A 21,771-nucleotide genomic window follows, 5' to 3' on the forward strand; every position below is an offset into this window, starting at 1 on the left:
AACAGTCAAAACGAGGTTTCTTATGTCTGAACGTATTGCATTAGTCACAGGTGGTAGCCGTGGTCTGGGTAAAAACGCGGCCTTAAAGCTGGCAGCAGACGGAACGGGAATTATCCTGACCTATAACCGAAGCCAACAGGACGCGCTGGATGTTGTGCGCGAAATTCAGCAAAAAGGCGTTAACGCTGCGGCATTGCAGCTCAACGTCGGAGATGTTGCCAGTTTCGACCTTTTTGCCGCTCAGCTTCAGGAAATCCTTAAGACCGTATGGCAGCGTGAAACCTTTGATTATTTATTAAACAACGCCGGGACGGGCTTGTACGCGCCCTATGCCGAGACAACGGAAGCCCAGTTTGATGAGGCGCTGAATATCCATTTCAAAGGGCCTTTTTTCCTGACGCAGCGTTTGCTTCCCTTGCTGAACGACGGTGGGCGGATCCTGAACGTCTCCAGCGGGCTGGCCCGTTTTACGCAACCCGGTTCCGGCACCTATGCGGCAATGAAAGGGGCGATGGAAGTGCTGACCCGCTACCAGGCGAAAGAGCTGGGCGCGCGCGGTATCTCCGTCAATATCATTGCTCCCGGTGCGATAGAAACCGACTTTGGCGGCGGACGCGTGCGTGACAACGCGCAGCTTAATCAGATGCTGGCATCGCAGACGGCGCTCGGGCGCGTAGGGCTGCCGGATGATATCGGTGATGCCATTGCGGCGCTGCTCAGCGATAAACTGGGCTGGATGAATGCGCAACGTATTGAAGTATCAGGCGGTATGTTCCTGTGATGCCTTCGCTTAAGGGGATGGAACCTCTTAAGGAAATCCTCAAATTGAATGTGTCCAGATAATGGGAGATATAAATAACACTGGTGGATTTGTAACGTCTCCGTTCATTGAGTTTTTTCTTAAATAATGCCTCTGTAGAATCTCCCTTCGCGACTCTCAGAGGGAGAAAAACGATGCGGGTAATTATGTTTGACAGGCAGTCCCTGTTTATTCACGGAGCGATACACAGTCTTCAGAAATTAATTCCGGAAATAAATATTACGGGAAGCTGTCAGGCAGAAGATTTATGGGCGCAAATTTCAGCGTCACCCTCGGCTATCGTCATGATTGACGGGAATTTAATTGAGGATGAGGGGATCGCCTGGCTGGAAGCGATCATGCAGCGTTTTCCGTCGATACGCGTGGTAATGGTTCTGGCTAAAAAAGAGGCCCGATGGGTTGAGCAATTGCTGCAGCGAAACGTGATGGCAATTGTTCCCCGCAATGCGCACCCGGAGCGCTTTTCCGCAGTGCTGGATTCGGTCTCCCGAGGAATGGTGTGCTTCCCCAGTGAGTGGGTGAGGCAACCGTCGGCGCCGCAGGCGTTATTATCCTTAAGCGAACGCCAGCGCGAAGTCCTGAAATTACTGGCGGCGGGGGAGTCCAACAAAGAGATCGGACGCAATCTCAACATCAGCGCCGCCACGGTGAAAGCGCACCTGGAAGCGCTTTTCCGCCGCCTGGAGGTGAAAAACAGAACCCAGGCCGCGATGTACTATACCCGGGCGACGGCCTGAAGAATTGCGGTCGGGAGTGAGGTCGTCTCACCGAAACTGAGCATCATCAAAACCAGCGCGTCGTGCTGCTGTTGGGTTAACGGGCGTTTAAATTTTTCCCGCAGCAGCGTTTCGCACAGCTGAATATCATCGTGAAGTAAATATTCAGCCTGTAGCGGCGTGATAAGACGCTGAAAACATTCGCCCTGGCGAATAACATGGCCATAGCCAATAACCCATAAACCGTTTTCATCACGATATTTCTCCAGAGAAAGCCCCTGGTGTTTTTTTATTAACGCAATGGCGGCAGAAGATATCTTCAGCGCATGACCTTTCATATTCGTTTCCTCTTAATGGCAATATTGTAGAGGAAACGACGCACGCGAAATATCCGCCAAATGGCTATAGGTCAGGAATAATTGCTGAGATATTCCTGCTTCAATAAACCGAACAGCCAGTCATTATGCCATTGTCCGCCAAGGTAATAACTCTCGCGTAACTCACCTTCCAGACGAAAGCCCGTTTTTTCCAGCAGGCGTCTGGAGGCGATATTCCCCGCCGTGACGGTGGCGGTGAGGCGGCGTATGCCGCCCTGATGAAAGGCGTAACCGCACAGCGCCTGCAGCGATTCGAAGCCGTAGCCTTTCCCCTGGGCCGCAGGTGCAAAAAGAAAACCCACTTCCGCGCAATCGTCATCGCGATGAATATAACCGGTGACGCCGAGCGGTACGCCGGAGGTGGCGTCACGCACAACGAGGCAAAGCCAGTGCGCGCTGCCCGGCGCCCAGGGCGTCAGACGAGATTCGAATGCCTCGCGGATCGCCTCCACGGGGCGATCTTCCGCGACAAAACGCATCACCTCGGGGTCGTGCTGTAACGCCAGGAAAAAGGGCCAGTCATGGTCTTGCAGCGGTGAACAGATAAGACGCGATGTCGTTAAGACAGGCATTCAGATTCTCCTGAAACATTTAAAATGATTTTCGTGGTGTCACTTTATTTCAACAGAAAGTCAGGTATGGTTAACCTCGTATAAATAAAAAGAAAAACGGCCATTACGGGCCCATTCTGGTTGTCTTCGTTGTCGCTTAAGGAAAACAATGACTCTCAGCACAGCACACCCTATCCGCGAACAGTTCGAACACTGTCTGGCGGTTATTCGCCAGGCCTCGGTTGAAATTTTACTTCTCCTGAATGTACATGTTTCTGAGGGAAAAGATCCACGCTGGTTTCTGGAACAACTGGACAGCGCGCGTTTAGGCCTGGGGGGCTGGAATGCGGTTGCGAAGACGCTCAATTTGAATGACGCGGAGATGTCCGAATTCACGCTGCAATTGCGTCTGCTTCAGCAGCGTGTTCCTCAGTACGAAAGCGGTCAGGATGTCAGTGAAAACCAGCTGATTGCCGCGATGCGGTTTGTGACCACACTCGAGCACCTTCGTTTGCAGCAGCCTCTTCTGACCTACAGCACCGAAGTGGCGCCAGGCAGTGAACTCCAGCAACAACAGGCGCACAAGCAGGTGCGTACGATTGAGTTGATGATAAAAGGGCTGATCCAGCAGGCCTGGCCCGATCAGGTGCGGCTGAATAACCATCTTAAAACCCTGTTTAACGCGGACCGCGTGCGGCGCTGGCTGAAGCTTGGTGACATCAATGATGTGCTGAGCGGCATGATGTTCAGTGAGCTGGCACAGATGCTGGTGGATAAAAAAGAGTTCAGCCGCTACTACGCCTCGCTGTTTAGCGATCCGTCAATGCTCACGCTGATGGTGGAACCGCGGAAAACCCTGCAAACCTTCCTCGATGATATTCGGCAAATCCGCAACAATATTACCGTGCAGAAAGCGTTAAGTTCGGCGCAAATCCAGCTGCTGGATAACTACTACACGCAGATCACCCGACCGGTTCAACGTGCTTTTGAAGAGGGGAGAACCCGCGTCAACCCGGCCGGACTGATGGCGGTGGATGCCAGCGAGCTGCATGCTTTCTGGGAAAAGGCGCAGAAAATGGATCGTGTGACCGGCGGGGATCTCTTTGAGGTTCGTGACACGATTGAAAAACCGACCCAGCGCGCACCGCGCACGCCAGAACAGCGTGAGCAGCTTATTTCCGGCGCGTTATGGGGGGCGGTTGGCGTGATGGTGATTGCCATTGTGGCGGGCGGCTTCTGGCTGGTAACCAGCAGTAAACCCCAGCCTGCAGCCGGGAACGTTGCAGAAACGGCCCAGCCTCAGGAGATGCGCGAAACCCCCTCCTCGCGCGAGACGCTGTCGCGCATGGGCGTGACCTGGGACGAGAATAATTTCCGCTCGGCGATTAACCGCAATGATACCCGGGTGGCACTGCTGTTTTTGCAGGGAGGGATGGACTGGAAGCTCTCCTGGACGGAAGAGGCGATGTCGGCTGACTATGACGACGTTCTGGAGCTGATGTTGCGCTACCGACAGAACATGGTGGAACAGAAGCCGTGCCGGCGCTTTATCAACACGCTCAGCCATGCCATGTCGAATGGCGAGTCCCTGACGTCAATGCGTAAACAGTATCTGAAGGCGTTTTGCACCGTGCCTGCCGTGGTGAAGCGCCAGCAGCATGATCTGGATTTGGCGACGCGTCGGGCACAATCACAGCCGGATGCCACCACAAAAAAATGGCAGTCCATCCAGACCGCCATTTATGAAGTGATTCGTTAATCCTGTCTTCTCCCTCTCCCGGGAGGAGAGGGATGGATACGGGCATCAGACCGCAGAAGGTCACGGCTCCCCATACAACCCTATCAACCGCCGTACCACGCCGTTAGTCCAGCCGAAGCCATCCTGCAGCGGGTACTCACCCCCGCCCCCTTCGCGCGGCGTACTGCTGGCGATGTGATATTTCTCAATCAGCTTATGGTGGGCTTTATAGAAATGATTCACCGTCTGCAGCCAGCTCCAGGCAATCTCATCGCCCAGCGAGTCATTGCCGTACTGTTTGAAGCCCTGAATCGCCATCCACTGCAGCGGCGCCCAGCCGTTGGGTTTATCCCACTGCTCGCCGGTTTCGTACTCGGTGGCCAGAATCCCGCCCGGCGTCAGCAGACGTGCTTTTACCGCATCCGACAAGCGTTCAGCCTGCTCGTGAGTCGCCATGCCAACGTACAGCGGCACAATGCTCGCCGCTGAGAACAGCGCCATGACCTCGCGGCGCCAGTCGTAGTCACGGTAACAGCCATTCTCGTCATCCCACAGATACCGGTTCACCGCGGCGCGGCGATCGCTGGCTTTCTGGCGGAACAGTTCCGCGGTCTCTTTATCCCCTTTCGATGCCGAAATATTGGCGATCGCGCTTTCCAGCTTGAACAGGAACGCGTTCAAATCGATAGGGATAAATTGCGTGGTGCGGATGCTGGCAAGTCGGCCAGGCTCCCGCAGCCAGCGCGAGGAGTAATCCCAGCCGGAGGCCGCGCCTGCGCGCAAATCGCGATAAACCTCATTCGGCGGACGGCCAGAGTGACGGGCGGTTTCCACATCCTCAATCCATGATTCATCACGCGGCGTGTCACGGTCGTCCCAGTAGCGGTTTAACAGCGAGCCATCCGGCATACGCACCGCGCTGCGATAGGCCTGATTAAGCAGCAGCGATTCCGCCCCGTCCATCCAGAAGGCATGCTCCATTTTGAGGTGTTCAAGGTAGCGCTTTGCACCGCGCACACCATCCTCTTCAAACAGCTCCACCATCAGGGCAAATACCGGCGGCTGGGAGCGGCTGAGATAATAGGTACGGTTACCGTTCGGGATATGACCGTAGCGTTCAATCAACCACGCGAAGTTATCCGCCATACATTTCAGCAGATCGTTACGTCCGCTCTCTGCCAGACCCAGCATGGAGAAGTAGGAATCCCAGTAATAGGTCTCGCTAAAACGCCCGCCGGGCACGATATAGGCCTGCGGCAGCGCCAGCAGAGAAGACCAGGGGATGTGGTCCTGCGGCTCGCGCGTCAGCACGGGCCACAGGCTGTCAATGTGCTCTTTTAGCGACAGGCCGGGGTCGGAGACATATTCCGTGGTATAGGTCTCTGGCAGCCAGAAGTGGTTCTCCACGAACCGGCGCAGGTCGAAATCCCGGTGGCGTCTGACCTTGCGATAGCGGATCAGAATATCCAGAGGATCCATCTTCGGGGCACAGTCGGGGAAGGTTTTGCTGTCCGCAAACAGCCGTGTCGACTGCACGTGCTCGAACAGTTCCAGATAGCGATCGGCGGGCGTCAGAGCATCAGAGGCGGGTAGCCCCTCAATCATTTCGGGTTCCGGCTCCGCCTCAATCATTTCATCCAGTTTTAACTCGCAGGGATCGGTCTCGTAGCGCAGCTCTTCTGCAATCTCGAACTCGATGTTCTCGGCAGCCTGTAGTTTCTGGTTGAACATGGCGATAAGGACCTCCGGTTGTGTGTTCAAAATAACAGTTTTTTCCGGGCGTCTTATAAGCGTAGACATTCGCTTCGGTGTTGGCTGAGGGAAATGTGCGGTTGATCACGTTTTTAAGCGCGGGGTATTTGCGGAGTTAGAACAGCAATTGGCTGAAAAATAAAGGCTAAAAGGGATTTTTAGACAGATTTATGGGGCAAATAATTCAGAGCATTCGTTGTGCAACCATTTATGTCTGAAACAAACGCCCCTCCGCAGAGGGGCATTTTGCTTAACGCATGGTGACAAATTCTTCGGCCGCTGTCGGGTGGATCGCAACGGTGTTATCGAAGTCTTTCTTGGTGGCACCCATTTTCAACGCCACGGCGAAGCCCTGCAGGATCTCGTCCATGCCAAAGCCAATGCCGTGGATACCGACAATCTTCTCTTCCGGACCCACGCAGACCAACTTCATGCGGCATGGCTGACGGTGAGAGGTGACGGCGGTATACATCGCGGTGAACGCGGATTTATACACTTTCACCTGGTCGTCGCCATACTGCTCGCGCGCCTGAGGTTCTGTTAAGCCCACTGTGCCGATTGGCGGGTGGCTGAAGACCACGGTCGGAATGTTACTGTAGTCCAGATGCTCTTCCGGTTTGTTGTTAAACAGACGCTCAGAGAGGCGACGGCCCGCGGCAACCGCAACCGGCGTCAGTTCGACCGCACCGGTGTTATCGCCCACCGCGTAAATGCCCGGAACGCTGGTGTTCTGGAATTTATCGACAACGATATACCCTTTCTCATCGGTTTTAACGCCCGTCGCCGCCAGGTTGAAGTTGTCGTTAGCCGGTTCACGACCAATCGCCCAGATCAGGCAATCCACGGTCTGGCTACGGCCATCTTCCAGCTCAAGCGTCAGGCTACCGTCTGCATTTTTCACGACCGCTTTTGGCACGGCGTGGGTGTGCAGCGTTGGGCCTTCGGTATTCATCACTTCGACCAGCGTATCGACGATCAGCGGGTCAAAGTTGCGCAGCGGCGCGTGTTTACGCACGAACAGGTGCGTTTCTGCGCCCAGGCCATTAATCACACCGGCCAGTTCTACGGCGATGTATCCCGCGCCCACCACGGCAACACGTTCTGGCAGAGCAGGCAGCTCGAAGAAACCGTCGGAGTCGATACCGTATTCCACACCGGGAATATCCGGGTGGCTCGGACGCCCGCCGGTCGCGATCAGGATGTGATCGGCAGTGATCGTCTCACCGTTAACTTCGATCGTCTTCGCATCAACAAAGCGCGCAAAACCATGAATAACATCGACGTTGTTCTTGCCCAGCACATTGTCGTACGAGGTATGAATACGGTCGATATAGGCTGTACGGCTGGCGATCAGCTTGTTCCAGTCAAAGTTATTGATGGTGGTGTCAAAGCCGTAATCCGGGCCATACATATGGATTGCTTCACGGATTTGGGCCGCATGCCACATCACTTTCTTCGGTACACAACCCACGTTGACGCAGGTGCCGCCCAGCGCTTTGGCTTCGATCAGCGCACATTTCTGGCCATACATGGCCGCGCGGTTGATGGAGGCGATGCCGCCGCTGCCGCCGCCGATTGCGATGTAGTCATAATGCTTAGTCATAGCTTTTATCCTTAATCGTGAATTGCCGCGATTGTATACCTGAAATCAATAGTTTCCACCGATGACTGCGATTACTCCGGCACGATCCAACTGACGGTGGCATGGCCCGTTCCGGCCGGCACCAGCGTCTTGTGCAGCCATGGCAGCACGTTGTTCATCTGCGCTTCGAGCTTCCATGGCGGGTTGATCACAATCATGCCGGAAGCGGTCATGCCGCGCTGGTCGCTGTCCGGGCGCACGGCCAGTTCAATTTGCAGAATTTTGCGGATACCGGTCGCTTCCAGGTCTTTGATCATGCGTTTAATTTGCGCGCGCAGCACCACCGGATACCACAGGGCATAGGTGCCCGTCGCAAAACGTTTGTAGCCGTCGTTAATACCGCTCACTACCGCCTGATAGTCGGTTTTGATCTCATAAGGCGGGTCGATCAGCACCAGACCGCGACGGGATACCGGCGGCAGTTTGGCCTTCAGCTGCTGGTAGCCATCCGCCTTTTCCACACGGGCGCGGCTGTCTTTCTGGAATTCAGAACGCAGCAGCGGGAAGTCGCTTGGGTGCAGCTCGGTCAGCTGAAGGCTGTCCTGCTCGCGCAGCAGCTGGCGGGCAATCAACGGCGAGCCAGGGTAGTAGCGCAGCTGGCCGTTGCGGTTAAAATGATTCACCACACCAATGTAGGGCTCCAGCTCTGCCGGCAGGTCGTCCTGCTGCCAGATGCGGGCGATCCCTTCCAGGTATTCCCCGGTGCGTTCGGCATGTTCGCCGCTCAGCTGATAACGTCCCGCGCCCGCGTGGGTGTCCAGATAGAGAAACGGTTTATCTTTCTCTTTGAGTGATTCAATGATCAGGCTCTGAACGGTGTGTTTAAGGACGTCGGCGTGGTTGCCTGCGTGAAAGCTGTGGCGATAACTGAGCATGAATGAATGTGTTCCAGGTAGTAAACGTAGGCCTGATAAGCGTAGCGCCATCGGGCAAAAATAGAGCGTATCGCCACAGTATACAGAAAAGTTTATCCTGCCGCGAAAGCGCAACGTCTGGCATTGAAATCCTCTACACTTATCCCCATTCTAGATCGCATATGCACAGCGCCGGATGCGCGCTTCATTCATCTTATTCAACAGGACAGCGTTTATGACCAATCCATTACTGACGCCTTTTTCGTTGCCACCGTTTTCTAAAATCCGCCCTGAGCATGTGGTTCCAGCCGTAACACAGGCGCTGGACAACTGCCGTGCGGCGGTAGAAAGCGTGGTGGCGCAGGGCGCGCCGTACACCTGGGAAAATCTGTGTCAGCCGCTGGCCGAAGTGGATGACGTGCTGGGACGCCTCTTCTCCCCGGTAAGCCATCTGAATTCAGTGAAAAACAGCCCGGAACTCCGTGAAGCGTATGAACAAACCCTGCCGTTGCTCTCTGAGTACAGCACCTGGGTTGGTCAACACGAGGGGCTGTACAAAGCCTATCGCGACCTGCGCGATGGCGACCACTATGCCGAACTTAACATCGCGCAGAAAAAATCGGTCGATAACGCTCTGCGTGATTTCGAACTCTCCGGTATTGGTTTGCCGAAAGAGAAACAGACCCGTTACGGTGAAATTGCGGCCCGTCTGTCTGAGCTGGGCAACCAGTACAGCAACAACGTGCTGGACGCGACCATGGGCTGGACGAAGCTGATTACCGACGAAGCCGAGCTGGCCGGTATGCCGGAAAGCGCGCTGGCGGCGGCGAAAGCGCAGGCCGAAGCGAAAGAGCAGGAAGGCTTCCTCTTAACCCTGGATATCCCAAGCTACCTGCCGGTCATGACCTACTGCGACAATCAGGCGCTGCGCGAAGAGATGTACCGTGCGTACAGCACCCGCGCTTCCGATCAGGGCCCGAATGCCGGTAAGTGGGATAACAGCCCGGTGATGGCTGAAATCCTCGCGCTGCGTCACGAGCTGGCACAGCTGCTGGGCTTTGAGAGCTACGCCTCCAAATCCCTCGCCACCAAAATGGCGGAAAATCCACAGCAGGTCCTCGATTTCCTGACTGACCTGGCGAAACGTGCGCGTCCGCAGGGCGAGAAAGAGCTGGCACAGCTGCGCGCCTTCGCGAAAGCGGAATACGGTGTCGACGAGCTGCAGCCGTGGGATATCGCCTGGTACAGCGAAAAACAGAAACAGCACCTTTACAGCATCAGCGATGAGCAGCTGCGTCCTTACTTCCCGGAAAACAAAGCCGTTAACGGTCTGTTTGAAGTGGTTAAACGCATTTACGGGATCACCGCCAAAGAACGTACCGACATCGACGTCTGGCATCCGGACGTGCGCTTCTTCGAACTGTATGACGAGAAGAACGAGCTGCGCGGGAGCTTCTACCTGGATCTGTACGCTCGCGAGAACAAACGCGGCGGTGCATGGATGGATGATTGCGTCGGGCAGATGCGTAAAGCGGACGGCTCCCTGCAGAAGCCGGTGGCGTACCTGACCTGTAACTTCAACCGTCCGGTGAATGGCAAGCCTGCGCTGTTTACCCATGACGAAGTGATTACCCTGTTCCACGAGTTCGGCCACGGCCTGCACCATATGCTGACCCGTATCGAAACCGCAGGCGTTGCCGGTATCAGCGGTGTGCCATGGGATGCGGTCGAACTGCCAAGCCAGTTTATGGAAAACTGGTGCTGGGAGCCGGACGCGCTGGCGTTTATCTCCGGCCATTACGAAACCGGCGAGCCGCTGCCGAAAGAACTGCTGGATAAAATGCTGGCGGCGAAAAACTACCAGGCGGCGATGTTTATCCTGCGCCAGCTGGAGTTCGGCCTGTTCGACTTCCGTCTGCACGCCGAGTTTAGTCCGGAGAAGGGGGCGAAAATCCTCGAGACGCTGGCCGAGATCAAAAAGCAGGTCGCCGTTATTCCTGGCCCAACCTGGGGCCGCTTCCCGCACGCGTTCAGCCATATCTTCGCGGGCGGCTATGCGGCAGGCTATTACAGCTACCTGTGGGCCGACGTGCTGGCGGCGGATGCGTTCTCTCGCTTTGAAGAAGAGGGCATTTTCAACCGTGAAACCGGCCAGTCGTTCCTTGATAACATCCTGACGCGCGGCGGTTCTGAAGAGCCAATGGTGCTGTTCAAACGCTTCCGTGGCCGCGAGCCGCAGCTGGATGCGATGCTTGAGCACTACGGAATTAAAGGCTAACCGTTACGTGAAGATCTGTTTAGTCGATGAAACAGGTGCCGGAGACGGCGCCTTATCTGTTCTGGCCGCCCGCTGGGGGCTGGAGCATGATGATGAAAACCTGATGGCGCTGGTGATGACGCCGGCGCATCTGGAATTACGTAAGCGTGACGAACCCAGGCTCGGCGGGATATTTGTCGATTTTGTGGGGGGCGCTATGGCGCACCGGCGCAAGTTCGGCGGCGGTCGCGGTGAAGCGGTTGCCAAAGCGGTTGGCGTCAAAGGAAGCTATCTTCCGGACGTGGTGGATGCCACGGCGGGTTTAGGGCGCGATGCGTTTGTCCTGGCCTCGGTAGGGTGTCACGTGCGGATGCTGGAGCGCAATCCGGTCGTGGCCGCGCTGCTCGACGACGGGCTGACGCGCGGCTATGCCGACCCGGAGATTGGACCGTGGCTGCAGGCACGCTTGCAGTTGATTCACGCCTCCAGCCTGACGGCGCTGACCGATATCACTCCGCGTCCGCAGGTGGTCTACCTCGACCCGATGTTCCCGCATAAGCAGAAAAGCGCGCTGGTGAAGAAAGAGATGCGGGTGTTCCAGTCGCTGGTCGGGCCGGATTTAGACGCGGATGGTTTGCTTGTGCCTGCTCGTCAGCTAGCCACGAAGCGCGTGGTGGTGAAACGTCCGGACTATGCGCCGCCGCTGGCGGACGTGGCCACGGCCAATGCGGTGGTCACCAAAGGGCACCGGTTTGATATTTATTCGGGGACGCCGGAACAGGAAGGTTAGGGTGTGCGGTTTGATGCCGTCACCCCAACCCGCGCTGGAAAGAGGCTCGAACGGTTCCCTCTCCCGGTGGGAGAGGGAAAGCAGACTTACTCGTCTTCTTCGTCACGCAGTGGAACAATCAGCATATCCACATGAACGGTGTTAATCAGCTGACGCGCTGAAGACATCAGCTTGCTCCAGAAGTCCTGGTGGTGACCACAAACGACCAGGTCCATATCGTATTTCTTAATCGCATCAACCAGCACCTGACCCAGATCGCCGCTGCCGCTTAAGGTTTCGGTGATAGGGTAGCCCGCGTTGGTGGACAGTTCGCTCAGGGCGTGGTGTGTCTCTTCAGAGATGCGTTTCTGCATATCACCGAGATTGACGTCAATCAGACCGGTATAGAGGTCGGAGTAATTCACATCAACGTGGATAAGAGAAACTTTCGCGTTGTAAGGGCGTGCCATGGATACCGCTTTATCAACCAGCACTTTACTCTCCGGAGAGAGGTCTACCGCGATGAGAATGTGTTTGTAAGCCATAGTGTTACTCCTTCCTTAAGTTATCGATGACTAAATGGAAAAGCCGTCGTCTGATGCTTTCATTACGGCCCAGTAAAACATATTTTTCAAGCTTTGGTGTTGATAACGATTAACCTTGTGGCAAAAAAATTAACGGATCTCCTACACTATTTAATGAGCCGTTCGGATATTAAAACGCGAACCGGATCGACTTTTGTTCATTCTTTCACTGAACTGTCTGTCAGGGCACTGGAGTGCGGTAGCTCAGAGGCCTTGCTTCGTGGGCGTACGCCGGGGAGGATGTATGATTAGCACCGTCGCATTGTTTTGGGCGTTATGCGTAGTTTGCATAGTGAATATGGCGCGCTACTTCTCATCGTTACGTGCGCTGTTAGTGGTACTTCGTGGTTGCGATCCGTTGCTTTATCAGTATGTGGACGGTGGAGGGTTCTTCACCTCGCACGGACAGCCCAGCAAGCAGATGCGTCTGGTAGGGTATATCTATTACCAGCGCTATCGCGATCACCACGATGAAGAGTTTATTCGCCGTTGCGAGCGTCTTCGCCGTCAGTTCATTTTAACCAGCGCCCTGTGTGGTCTGGTTGTGGTCAGCATGATTGCCTTGATGATTTGGCACTGAGCATAAAAAAAGCGGGTCAGTTTCCTGACCCGCTTTTTTATCGCGTTCTGCCGATTAGATAAGCTTCAGCGAAATCCAGTACAACCCACCCGACAGCAGGATAGAGGCCGGAAGGGTAAATACCCAGGCCATCAGAATGTTGGTCACGGTTTTGCGTTGCAGACCGCCGCCGTCAACAATCATGGTCCCTGCCACGGAAGAGGAGAGTACGTGGGTGGTCGAAACTGGCATACCGGTATAGCTCGCCAGACCGATTGAAACCGCCGCCGTCATCTGCGCGGACATACCCTGCGCATACGTCATGCCTTTCTTACCGATCTTCTCGCCGATGGTGGTCGCCACACGACGCCAGCCAATCATCGTACCGATACCGAGAGCCAGTGCGACAGCCATGATGATCCAGATTGGCGCGTACTCAATAGTATTGAGCATATCGCCTTTCAGTTTCTTCAGCAGACGCTGGTCGTCAGCATTCACTTCTGGCAGCTTCGCCACTTTATCCGTGACATCAGAGATGCACAGCATAATGCGACGCAGTTGACCACGTTGCTCAACGGACAGTTTGTCGTAGCTTTCGATATTACCCAGCATGCCTTTGGCACGTTCCAGCGCGTTAATCGCGTTTGCCGGATGGCAGTGGAATTCGCCCGGCGCAGTGGTAGCGCCTGCTTCAGGAGAAGGGATCAACTGGTCAACGCCGGTTGCCTTCTTCAGCAGCTCAGGGTGTTGCTGGAAATAGATTTCAACGTTGTTCACCGCATCACGGGTACGGGTGATTTCGTAACCGGAGGCGTTCATGTTGACCACGAATCCCGCCGGTGCGACGCCAATCAGTACCAGCATTACCAGACCAATGCCTTTCTGACCGTCGTTCGCGCCGTGAGAGAAGGCAACGCCGATAGCGGAAAGGATCAGGGCAATCCGCGTCCAGAATGGCGGCTTTTTCTTGCCGTCTTTCTTCTCACGCTCTGCCGGCGTCAGGTGAATACGGGAGCGTTTTTTCGTATTGCTCCAGTAACGACGCAGGATGAAAATCAATCCGCCTGCGACCACCAGACCCACGATAGGGGAGACAATCAGTGAGGCGAAAATTCCCAGCACTTTCGGGATGTTTAACGCATCAACAACCGAGGTACCGGTCATGAGGGCATTCGTTAACCCAATACCGATAATCGCGCCGATGAGGGTGTGAGAACTGGATGCAGGCAGGCCGAAATACCAGGTACCGAGGTTCCAGATAATTGCAGCAAGCAGCATTGAGAACACCATAGCGAGGCCATGGCCAGAACTAACGTTGAGAAGCAGATCCGTTGGCAACATATGCACGATCGCATATGCAACGCTCAGTCCACCCAGAAGAACACCAAAAAAGTTAAATACCGCCGCCATAACAACCGCGAGCTGCGATCGCATTGCGCGAGTGTAGATAACCGTTGCTACTGCGTTTGCAGTGTCGTGGAAGCCGTTGATCGCTTCGTAAAACAGTACAAAAACCAGAGCAAGCAATAATAAAAGCCCGGTATGTAAATCCAGGCCAGCAAACAAATGTAGCATAGGACGTTACGCCATTTTGAGGACATGAACGCGGCGCATTATCCAGGACAAATGCGCGACGGGCAAAGTGAAATATAGCTTTTTTTTGATATAACTTCGGCTTTGTTGGCGTTAGGTAAAGAAATATATTTTATATTTCAAGTATATGACTGATATCTCGGTTAATTACGCTGGTGTGACCACAGAGGAAACTTTACAATCCGCGGCAGTTAACGAAGAGGATTTTGACGTGGAAAGGTTTGATGCCGTGGTAATTGGCGCCGGTGCGGCGGGTATGTTTTGTGCGGCGATGGCCGGACAGGCGGGTCGTCGCGTGCTGTTGCTGGATAACGGTAAAAAGCCAGGACGTAAAATTCTGATGTCCGGTGGCGGGCGCTGCAACTTTACAAATCTCTATGTCGAACCCGCAGCTTATCTGAGCCAGAACCGTCATTTTTGCAAATCGGCCCTGGCGCGTTACACCCAGTGGGACTTTATCGACCTGGTGGGTAAGCACGGTATCGCATGGCATGAGAAGACGCTGGGCCAGCTGTTCTGTGATGACTCCGCCCAGCAGATTGTCGATATGCTGGTGGCCGAGTGCGAGAAGGGCGGCGTGGTGATGCGCCTGCGCACGGAAGTGCTGGAGGTGTCCCGCGATGAGCAGGGCTACACGCTGCAGTTAAACGGGGAAAGCGTCAGCGCCGATAACCTGGTGATTGCCAGCGGTGGCCTCTCCATGCCGGGGCTGGGTGCTTCACCATTCGGCTACAAGATTGCCGAACAGTTTGGCCTGAACGTGCTGCCCACCCGTGCGGGGCTGGTACCGTTCACCCTGCATAAGCCCCTGCTGGAACAGCTCCAGACGCTTTCTGGCGTCTCGGTGCCGTCGGTCATTACGGCTGAAGACGGTACGGTGTTCCGTGAAAACCTGCTGTTTACCCACCGTGGTCTTTCCGGCCCGGCGGTACTGCAAATCTCCAGCTACTGGCAGCCGGGGGAGTTTGTCACGGTTAACCTGCTACCCGATTGCGACCTGGAGGCTTTCCTCAACGAGCAACGCGCGGCGCACCCGAATCAAAGCCTGAAAAACACGCTGGCCATGCAGTTGCCAAAACGTCTGGTGGAATGTTTGCAGGTGCTGGGGCAGATCCCGGATGTGTCGCTCAAGCAGCTTAACAGCCGCGAACAGGAGGTGCTGGTTGAGACGCTGACAGCCTGGCGGGTGCAGCCCAACGGTACCGAAGGCTACCGCACGGCGGAAGTGACGCTTGGTGGGGTCGACACCCATGAACTCTCCTCACGCACCATGGAAGCGCGCAACGTGCCGGGGCTCTATTTTATTGGTGAGGTGATGGATGTGACCGGCTGGCTCGGCGGGTACAATTTCCAGTGGGCATGGGCAAGTGCCTGGGCGTGTGCTCAGGCGCTGGCAGGTGTCCGAGGACAATAAAGTTGTACACAAAGCACTAAAGTTGTAACCATTCTCAAAAAACGACGCTAATGTTGTATACTTACTGAATGTGTGGTTATAGGGTTGGAGACTATAAAATGCACATATAGGTACGTATCAATGTCGTTTTTAGGGTACGATCATGGCTAGGGGTAGGCGTCTCAAATCCTATTTGGATTATGAAAATGCGCTAGGTGACGGCATAGGAGTGGGCTATGGCCAAAGTTATCAGCCCTGGCTTAGAGCTCAGGACGTTAAATCCCGTGGAAACCGTTCGATAGTCTTTGGCCTTAAGACGTTTCGAAACCATCATCTCCTTTCTTCTGTCGAAAGTAACTTTTTCTATCTGGCTGAGTTTAATGACTCGGTGATTGATATCCGGGAACAATTCCCACTCTTTCCTCTCCGGCTTACCCAACAAATAGCAAATCATCTACATTTTCAACATCCTATGGTGAGGGGAGTAAGAGGAGTACCTGTCGAAGTTCTGAATGTTATGACAACCGATTTTTTACTGACCTTGAGAACTCCTGAAGGCGGACTTCGATACAAAGCTATAGCAGTAAAACATAACGAGAGCATACCTGAACGCGAAGCCCAAAAACTTGAAATAGAGAGGATGTTTTGGCAGTTGATTGATGTTGAGTTTCAAATTTATGTTGGCTCGGAACTCAATAACGTCGTCGGTAAAAACATTTGCTGGGCTACTTCTGTATTAAGAGATGGTTCTGAATTTTATGATAAATATCCTCTTGATAAAATCCTATGGAAGCTTAAACCAGATGTTTATCCCATAGTAGGACTACGTGCAATGATTTCATCAACCTTTGGGGTAGATGCACAAGAAGCGATGATGTTATTGCAGGCAATGATTGGATTAAAAATGATAAATGTTGATTTATCATATCCAATACTCGAAACCGGTCTGATAAAGATAATTTCCAATGACCACTATATAGGACTGAACGCAAATGGATATTATTAGGAATTCAGTCTGGCTCTCTCAAGGCACTGATTTGCTTGCAGAGGGACTTTACCGTGTTTTGGATTTTGACAGAAAGGTCGATTTGTTAATTTTGTTTAAAATAAAATCAGAAAGAACGGGTAAGCCAATCCCTTTCTCATTTTCAATGTTTAAATATTATATTGAATCAAATAGCATAACTTGTAAAGATTATATATATCCTTCATATATGTTAGTAGATGAGAAAGAAATAACAGATAAAGACAGAGGAAGGCGAGATGAAAATTACAATATCATTAAAGATCTTGTAGATGACAGAATGTTTCTGTTCGACTATGCATTACATAAAAAGTCGCACCTTTTAATGGATTACTCCAGAAATAAAAAAATATCACAATATACTATCAGAACGCTTCTGGCGTTGTATTGGCGACATGGGCAGGATATTTATGCATTGCTACCCGCATTCTCGAACTGTGGCGCCGCTGGGAAAAGTAGAATCAAACATGAAATTAAACTTGGGAATTCCAAAAAAAACAGAGCATTACCTAATGAACGATCACGTGTTTTCATTCTTAATGAAAGAGATATAAATAATATTAGAAAATCTCTCATTACGTATCATTATAAAGTTAACGGAGATACGATAAAGAAAACATTAGAGAGACATATTGATTTGTATTTTAGGGATGAAATTAAAACAGCAAACCTAGAAAATAGAGCTCCATATGTTCCTTCTTTAAAACAATTTTCATACTGGAATAAAAAACTCTTCACTAAAGATTTCTCGATAAATAAGAAGAACACGAAAAAAGAAATAGACCTCAAAATGCGGGCGCTTTTAGGTAGTGTGGCTAATACAACTGTTTTGCCGGGTGATGTTTTCGAAATAGACTCAACTGTCGCTGATGTACATCTTATTTCGAGTTTAAACAGACGAAAAGTCATTGGGCGTCCTACTATTTATACAGTGGTGGATCGTGCAACAAGAATGATTGTTGGCCTTCATGTTTCTTTATACCATGCTTCATGGCGAGCCGCCCGACAAGCGTTAGCAAATTGCTTTATGCCAAAAAAAGAATATTGTAGATTATTTGGAATCTCTATTACTGATGATGATTGGCCTTGTTCTCACATTCCATTAACATTGATGTGTGACAACGGGGAGATGATTGGTCTTAAACCTCAGGAAGAGATGACCCCCCTGACAAAACTTGAGTTTGCGCCAGTCGGTAGAGGCGACAGAAAAAGCATTGTTGAACGCTGTTTCGGCATTCTGAATGATGAGGTTATTCATAGGCTTATTGGAACAACACGAAGGGGAAAGATTGTTAAAGGAGAGCCAACACCGCAATCTAGGGCTTGTTTAACGATTCAGGAGGTCACGTCTTTACTGATTCAGGAGATACTTGCACATAATCAGAGAACGTATGAGGAACTGGCTTATATCAATCCCTTACTGATTGAAAATGATCTCGTAATATCACCAAAAAATAGTTGGATGATAAGCTTAAAGCACGGGAGATTCAGCGCAAGAGCCGTTGGGGCCGACGAAGTGATCGCACGATTGTTAATCCCTGTGAACGCTAACATTACCGCCGGTGGGATTCAGTACAATAATCTTTTTTATGAATGTGATCCTGAAATTGCATCAGGTGTCAGAGTATTTGGAAGAACCACTTGTGAAGCAAGAATAGATGACAATTGCGTAGATTATATATATGTAAGATTTGACAAAAATAGCATTTTCAAAAAACATTACCTACTTAAGAAAAGAGATGTATTTAAAGGGAAAGCTCATCTTGATACAGATGTAATGGCTGATTGGGTAGATACTCAAAAAGAAATTAATTTATTTACTCTGGATTCGCTCAGCAATATCAATAATAAAGATGAATTTAACAGGAAAGGTAACGAAAGATTAAATGAAATATACGAATCTCGCCGGGTACATGGTAAAGATATTAAAAAGAACAGGAAAAATGAACTTGATTCATTAGGGCGAACTCATGTTGCTAATGGAAGATCTGAACCCCTACTTCCTTCATCCAGTAATGTTCTGCTTTTGCCTGGCCGGGAGGAGAAACAAAGATGGTTAAAAGGTAAGAAGAAGACTGAGGACGCAGAATAATGAACCTTATACGGCGCGTTTCAGCGATATATAAAGAACAGGAGTTACCTGAGTATCGTGGCAATCCCTTAATTGAAGCACTTCCTGAAGCGCTTACGGAAGATGAAGTACTTCTGGAAATGAGTTATTTCCCCGAAATTGACGAAAAAATCCGCTGGACTGCCCCGGCGAATGTTAGAGAGCAGTATGTCGAACGTATAAAGAAATTCCGTTGCCCTCAAACCAATCTTATCCAGGCTTATAAGATGATCTTACGGGCACTTAGGGAAAGCTATGCAGCTCGTAATCCTTTAAAAAGCGGAACAATTCAATATCTTCATTACTATGGAAATGAGCGTCCTGATATTGAGCCAGAAAGTGGATATTTTAAATCCCAGGCTGAAACTATTACGATAGTTGGAATGAGTGGTTCTGGAAAAACTACCATGATTGAGCAAGTCATGGATCATTTCCCTCAGATTATAGAACACAGCAGCTATAAAGGAGTTTTTCCCGGCTTCAGTAAGCAAATTGTATGGGTAAAGATTAATTGTCCATACAATTCAAGTGTGAGAGACCTTTGTGAAGAGATTTTACAAAAATTAGATGATGCAATTGGTATTGAACGAACTACACCTGAGATTAGAAATGGTGCTCTGGCTCGCCAGATTGCACAAAGAATTAAATCATCATTTTTGGGTATCCTTGTTATTGATGAAATGCAGAGGCTTAAATTTTCAAGAACCGGGGGTGAGAGTAAGTTGATTGATTTTTTACATGAAATTGTAGATTCCATGGGGGTATCTATGGTTTTTTGTGGAAATCATCCTTTTGACGAGACGCTGACAAAGAAAATGAGAATTGCCAGGCGGGCAGAGTCTGGTGGTTACATGAAAATTAAGAATGTTAGATACGATTCACAAGACTGGCAATCGTTTATTCATTATTTATGGCCATTACAATGGACAAATGTTGAAACTCCATTAAATGATGAGTTAAACGAAAAATTATTCATTTTATCTAAAGGCAATATTGGATTGGCTCAGATGATTTATCGGGGGGCACAATTAAAGGTTATCGGTAGCGGTAATGAAATCATCACTGGCGCAGTCTTGTCGGCCTCTGTACCGGTACTCGTGAGTCATACGGAGGAATATAAGGATACTCCACTCCCGGGGGCCGCGACTGAAGATGAGGAAGCTAAATGGCTCTCTGCATCTAATGAGGGTGATGCTTCGGCTAAAATCATGGCAGAGAAGTCCCTAAAGTCTTTGATCCCTGGGGATATAGACAGGCCACAGCACAAGGAATTCGTAGGAAAAATAGACGAGGTTTTGCGCAATTTCGACGAGAAAATACTGTCTCTTGACCACGATCTTGTTATCAACAGAACAGCTGAAAAGAAAAATACCTACGATGCTCTTCAGCGTTGCGGGCTTATAAATATAGATCCACTTAATAAATTGTAATGAGGTAACAGTTCGTAACGGTCAAAGAGAGGTGTGGGAAATGAGAATGTTGCCTGTTTTGCCTGATGAATCCTTGTTCAGCCGGTTTTGTCGGACAACTACCGTGTACGGTATGTCCCCATCTTCTCTGTTAACGATCATTTCCAACAAACCTGATATGAACGTCCATCCAATTCTCAATTCAGGATTAAAGGCTATTTCTCTTCATACATCCGAAAGTGCAGATCAGCTCTGGCATGAACAGACTTTACTCCCTCTTTTTGCCTGGGCACTACCAATCAGTCGTAATGAAATTATGGATTTCAACACGACCCCTGCCAGGCTTAATCGATTGTGCCGCCTTAGTAATTTTTCACTAGGGCAGCGCACACTATTGAAGTTTTGCCCGGTTTGCGCTCGTGAAGATACTTTTCATTATGGTGTTACTTATTGGCATCTGGCGCATCAGCTTCATGGGGTTACAACCTGCCATCGGCATCCGGTAGCGCTTGAAAGCATCCATGTCCCTTCTTCACCGCACATACGTATTGGACTGATGCCTCCTGTTTCGTATACAGAACAACTTAGCAATGAGATAGACTTCGATTTTGCTAAGTTTTGTTATGAGTCCCTAAATATAATCAGAAGAAAAGATATTACACACCCCAATTACATGGATGTACTTAAAAAGTTGAATTTATTATCATTGGATGGAAATTTAAAGAAAAATGTATTCTACGCACATGTTTATGCTAAGTGCCAGTTATTTGGGGAGGGTTCATCGGGACTTATACCAACATCCCTAACTGATTATCATTACTGGGAGCCTATACTCAAAGACAAATGTTGTCAGCATCCCACAAAGCATCTTTTGCTTTGTTATTGTTTGTTAAATACTTGCTGGCCAACGTATGCAGGAAGTCGTACTAATAAAAAGAAAGAAATCTTTAAAAGTCATAAGAAATACAGTTTTCATATAGTTGAAAATAATACTAGTGTTAGCAACCTTGGGAAGGAATTTAGTCGCAGCAGATGTTACATTAAAACACTTATTTATAAAAAATACCTGAGGGCGTTTAAGCGAAACACAAAAATTAATATATTCACTGAATTGCTTATCAAGTCTATGGCTGTAAGGGGGTTTAGTCTGGCATCCATAGCTGAGAAAAACTCATTATCGGAAGGAGCTGTATCCTCTGTAATTTCATCTTGTTACGGTTTATGCTCATGGCGTAAAAAATGTAAAAAAGATTCTTTAAGACGGCGTCATAAGCAGAAAATATTAAGATTTATACATAATCAATCCGTTTCTATAACACGAAAGTTAGTCAAAGAAAGTTGTTATGCAAGTTTCTATTGGCTAAATAAACATGAATGTGACTGGCTTAATTCCTGTCTTCCTAAAACAATACGATGCTATAAAAATAAAAGAGTAGACTGGAGCGAGAGAGATATTATCTCATCATCATTAATAAATGATGTTTTATCTCAGGGGCAGTACTCGATGTCACTTACAAGTCTAGATGCTTTACTGGGAGGGCATGGCTGGCTTTTGAAATACAGAGATAAACTACCAATGACAATGATACTTCTCAGAAAAATGGAACTAATTAAATAAGAGGG

At 50.5% G+C, this 21,771-nt stretch carries 18 protein-coding genes; 11 read left to right on the plus strand and 7 right to left on the minus strand.

All coding sequences use genetic code 11. The features are described 5' to 3' along the window. Window positions 1-22 precede the first annotated feature (22 nt). Together HV157_RS15535 and HV157_RS15540 are read left to right on the plus strand one after the other, a co-directional pair. The gene (locus HV157_RS15535; RefSeq protein ID WP_044857220.1) at window positions 23-781 is read left to right on the plus strand and encodes an SDR family oxidoreductase; all 759 of its coding nucleotides are present in this window, start codon (window positions 23-25) and stop codon (window positions 779-781) included. A 173-nt stretch (window positions 782-954) separates the two neighbouring features. Further along, window positions 955-1,557 (plus strand): response regulator transcription factor, encoded by a 603-nt coding sequence (locus tag HV157_RS15540; RefSeq protein ID WP_182268695.1) that lies wholly within the window; start codon window positions 955-957, stop codon window positions 1,555-1,557. On the opposite strand, the gene HV157_RS15545 is transcribed toward HV157_RS15540, so the two are convergent. Together HV157_RS15545 and HV157_RS15550 are read right to left on the minus strand one after the other, a co-directional pair. After that, window positions 1,536-1,874 (minus strand): lysozyme, encoded by a 339-nt coding sequence (locus HV157_RS15545; protein ID WP_014172077.1) that lies wholly within the window; start codon window positions 1,872-1,874, stop codon window positions 1,536-1,538. The genes HV157_RS15540 and HV157_RS15545 overlap by 22 nt on opposite strands. A gap of 71 nt (window positions 1,875-1,945) precedes the next feature. Beyond that, window positions 1,946-2,485, minus strand: a complete 540-nt coding sequence (locus HV157_RS15550; RefSeq protein WP_182268696.1) for a GNAT family protein — start codon at window positions 2,483-2,485, stop codon at window positions 1,946-1,948. A gap of 148 nt (window positions 2,486-2,633) precedes the next feature. Between HV157_RS15550 and HV157_RS15555 the strand changes: the two genes are divergently transcribed. Then, window positions 2,634-4,223, plus strand: coding sequence for an STY4199 family HEPN domain-containing protein (locus HV157_RS15555; RefSeq protein WP_032679187.1), 1,590 nt, complete (start codon window positions 2,634-2,636; stop codon window positions 4,221-4,223). Between the two features lie 60 nt (window positions 4,224-4,283). On the opposite strand, the gene HV157_RS15560 is transcribed toward HV157_RS15555, so the two are convergent. The 3 genes from HV157_RS15560 to HV157_RS15570 form a co-directional block, all read right to left on the minus strand. Beyond that, window positions 4,284-5,933, minus strand: coding sequence for an alpha,alpha-trehalase (locus HV157_RS15560; RefSeq protein ID WP_020884498.1), 1,650 nt, complete (start codon window positions 5,931-5,933; stop codon window positions 4,284-4,286). A gap of 271 nt (window positions 5,934-6,204) precedes the next feature. Further along, window positions 6,205-7,557, minus strand: a complete 1,353-nt coding sequence (gene gorA / locus HV157_RS15565; protein ID WP_032680113.1) for a glutathione-disulfide reductase — start codon at window positions 7,555-7,557, stop codon at window positions 6,205-6,207. Window positions 7,558-7,628: 71 nt separating this feature from the next. Then, window positions 7,629-8,471: a 23S rRNA (adenine(2030)-N(6))-methyltransferase RlmJ gene (locus tag HV157_RS15570; protein WP_020884500.1), complete on the minus strand. Its 843-nt coding sequence runs from the start codon at window positions 8,469-8,471 to the stop codon at window positions 7,629-7,631. Window positions 8,472-8,685: 214 nt separating this feature from the next. On the opposite strand from HV157_RS15570, the gene prlC reads away from it, so the two are divergent. Next, complete coding sequence (gene prlC, locus HV157_RS15575; protein ID WP_182268697.1) at window positions 8,686-10,728, plus strand: oligopeptidase A; 2,043 nt, start codon at window positions 8,686-8,688, stop codon at window positions 10,726-10,728. 7 nt (window positions 10,729-10,735) lie between these two features. Further along, on the plus strand, window positions 10,736-11,497 hold the full coding sequence (gene rsmJ / locus HV157_RS15580) for a 16S rRNA (guanine(1516)-N(2))-methyltransferase RsmJ (RefSeq protein WP_041162897.1): 762 nt from the start codon (window positions 10,736-10,738) through the stop codon (window positions 11,495-11,497). An 86-nt stretch (window positions 11,498-11,583) separates the two neighbouring features. Here the strand turns inward: rsmJ and uspA are convergent, their stop codons facing one another. Then, window positions 11,584-12,021, minus strand: coding sequence for a universal stress protein UspA (uspA, locus tag HV157_RS15585; RefSeq protein WP_003861223.1), 438 nt, complete (start codon window positions 12,019-12,021; stop codon window positions 11,584-11,586). Between the two features lie 283 nt (window positions 12,022-12,304). Between uspA and uspB the strand changes: the two genes are divergently transcribed. Continuing rightward, window positions 12,305-12,640 carry a universal stress protein UspB gene (gene uspB, locus HV157_RS15590; RefSeq protein ID WP_003861224.1) on the plus strand — a complete coding sequence of 112 codons (336 nt, stop codon included), beginning with the start codon at window positions 12,305-12,307 and terminating at the stop codon, window positions 12,638-12,640. A gap of 54 nt (window positions 12,641-12,694) precedes the next feature. On the opposite strand, the gene pitA is transcribed toward uspB, so the two are convergent. Next, the gene (gene pitA / locus HV157_RS15595) at window positions 12,695-14,194 is read right to left on the minus strand and encodes an inorganic phosphate transporter PitA (protein ID WP_014172068.1); all 1,500 of its coding nucleotides are present in this window, start codon (window positions 14,192-14,194) and stop codon (window positions 12,695-12,697) included. Between the two features lie 229 nt (window positions 14,195-14,423). Here pitA and HV157_RS15600 point away from each other — a divergent pair, with 229 nt between their 5' ends. The 5 genes from HV157_RS15600 to HV157_RS15620 all read left to right on the plus strand — a co-directional run bounded on the left by HV157_RS15600 (window position 14,424) and on the right by HV157_RS15620 (window position 21,766). Beyond that, the gene (locus tag HV157_RS15600; protein WP_182268698.1) at window positions 14,424-15,626 is read left to right on the plus strand and encodes an NAD(P)/FAD-dependent oxidoreductase; all 1,203 of its coding nucleotides are present in this window, start codon (window positions 14,424-14,426) and stop codon (window positions 15,624-15,626) included. Window positions 15,627-15,768: 142 nt separating this feature from the next. Continuing rightward, on the plus strand, window positions 15,769-16,611 hold the full coding sequence (locus HV157_RS15605) for a TnsA endonuclease N-terminal domain-containing protein (RefSeq protein ID WP_182268699.1): 843 nt from the start codon (window positions 15,769-15,771) through the stop codon (window positions 16,609-16,611). Further along, entirely contained in the window at window positions 16,598-18,721 is a 2,124-nt protein-coding gene (locus HV157_RS15610) for a transposase (RefSeq protein WP_182268700.1), read from the plus strand. The genes HV157_RS15605 and HV157_RS15610 overlap by 14 nt, the downstream gene beginning before the upstream one ends. Continuing rightward, window positions 18,721-20,169, plus strand: a complete 1,449-nt coding sequence (locus tag HV157_RS15615) for an ATP-binding protein (RefSeq protein WP_001049180.1) — start codon at window positions 18,721-18,723, stop codon at window positions 20,167-20,169. Before HV157_RS15610 ends, HV157_RS15615 begins: the two co-directional genes overlap by 1 nt. A 40-nt stretch (window positions 20,170-20,209) precedes the next feature. Then, a complete protein-coding gene (locus tag HV157_RS15620; RefSeq protein WP_164954902.1) occupies window positions 20,210-21,766 on the plus strand; it encodes a TnsD family Tn7-like transposition protein in 1,557 nt (518 codons plus the stop codon). Window positions 21,767-21,771 lie beyond the last annotated feature (5 nt).

This window comes from Enterobacter sp. RHBSTW-00318 (genome assembly GCF_014101375.1).
Classification (GTDB): Bacteria; Pseudomonadota; Gammaproteobacteria; order Enterobacterales; family Enterobacteriaceae; genus Enterobacter; species Enterobacter ludwigii.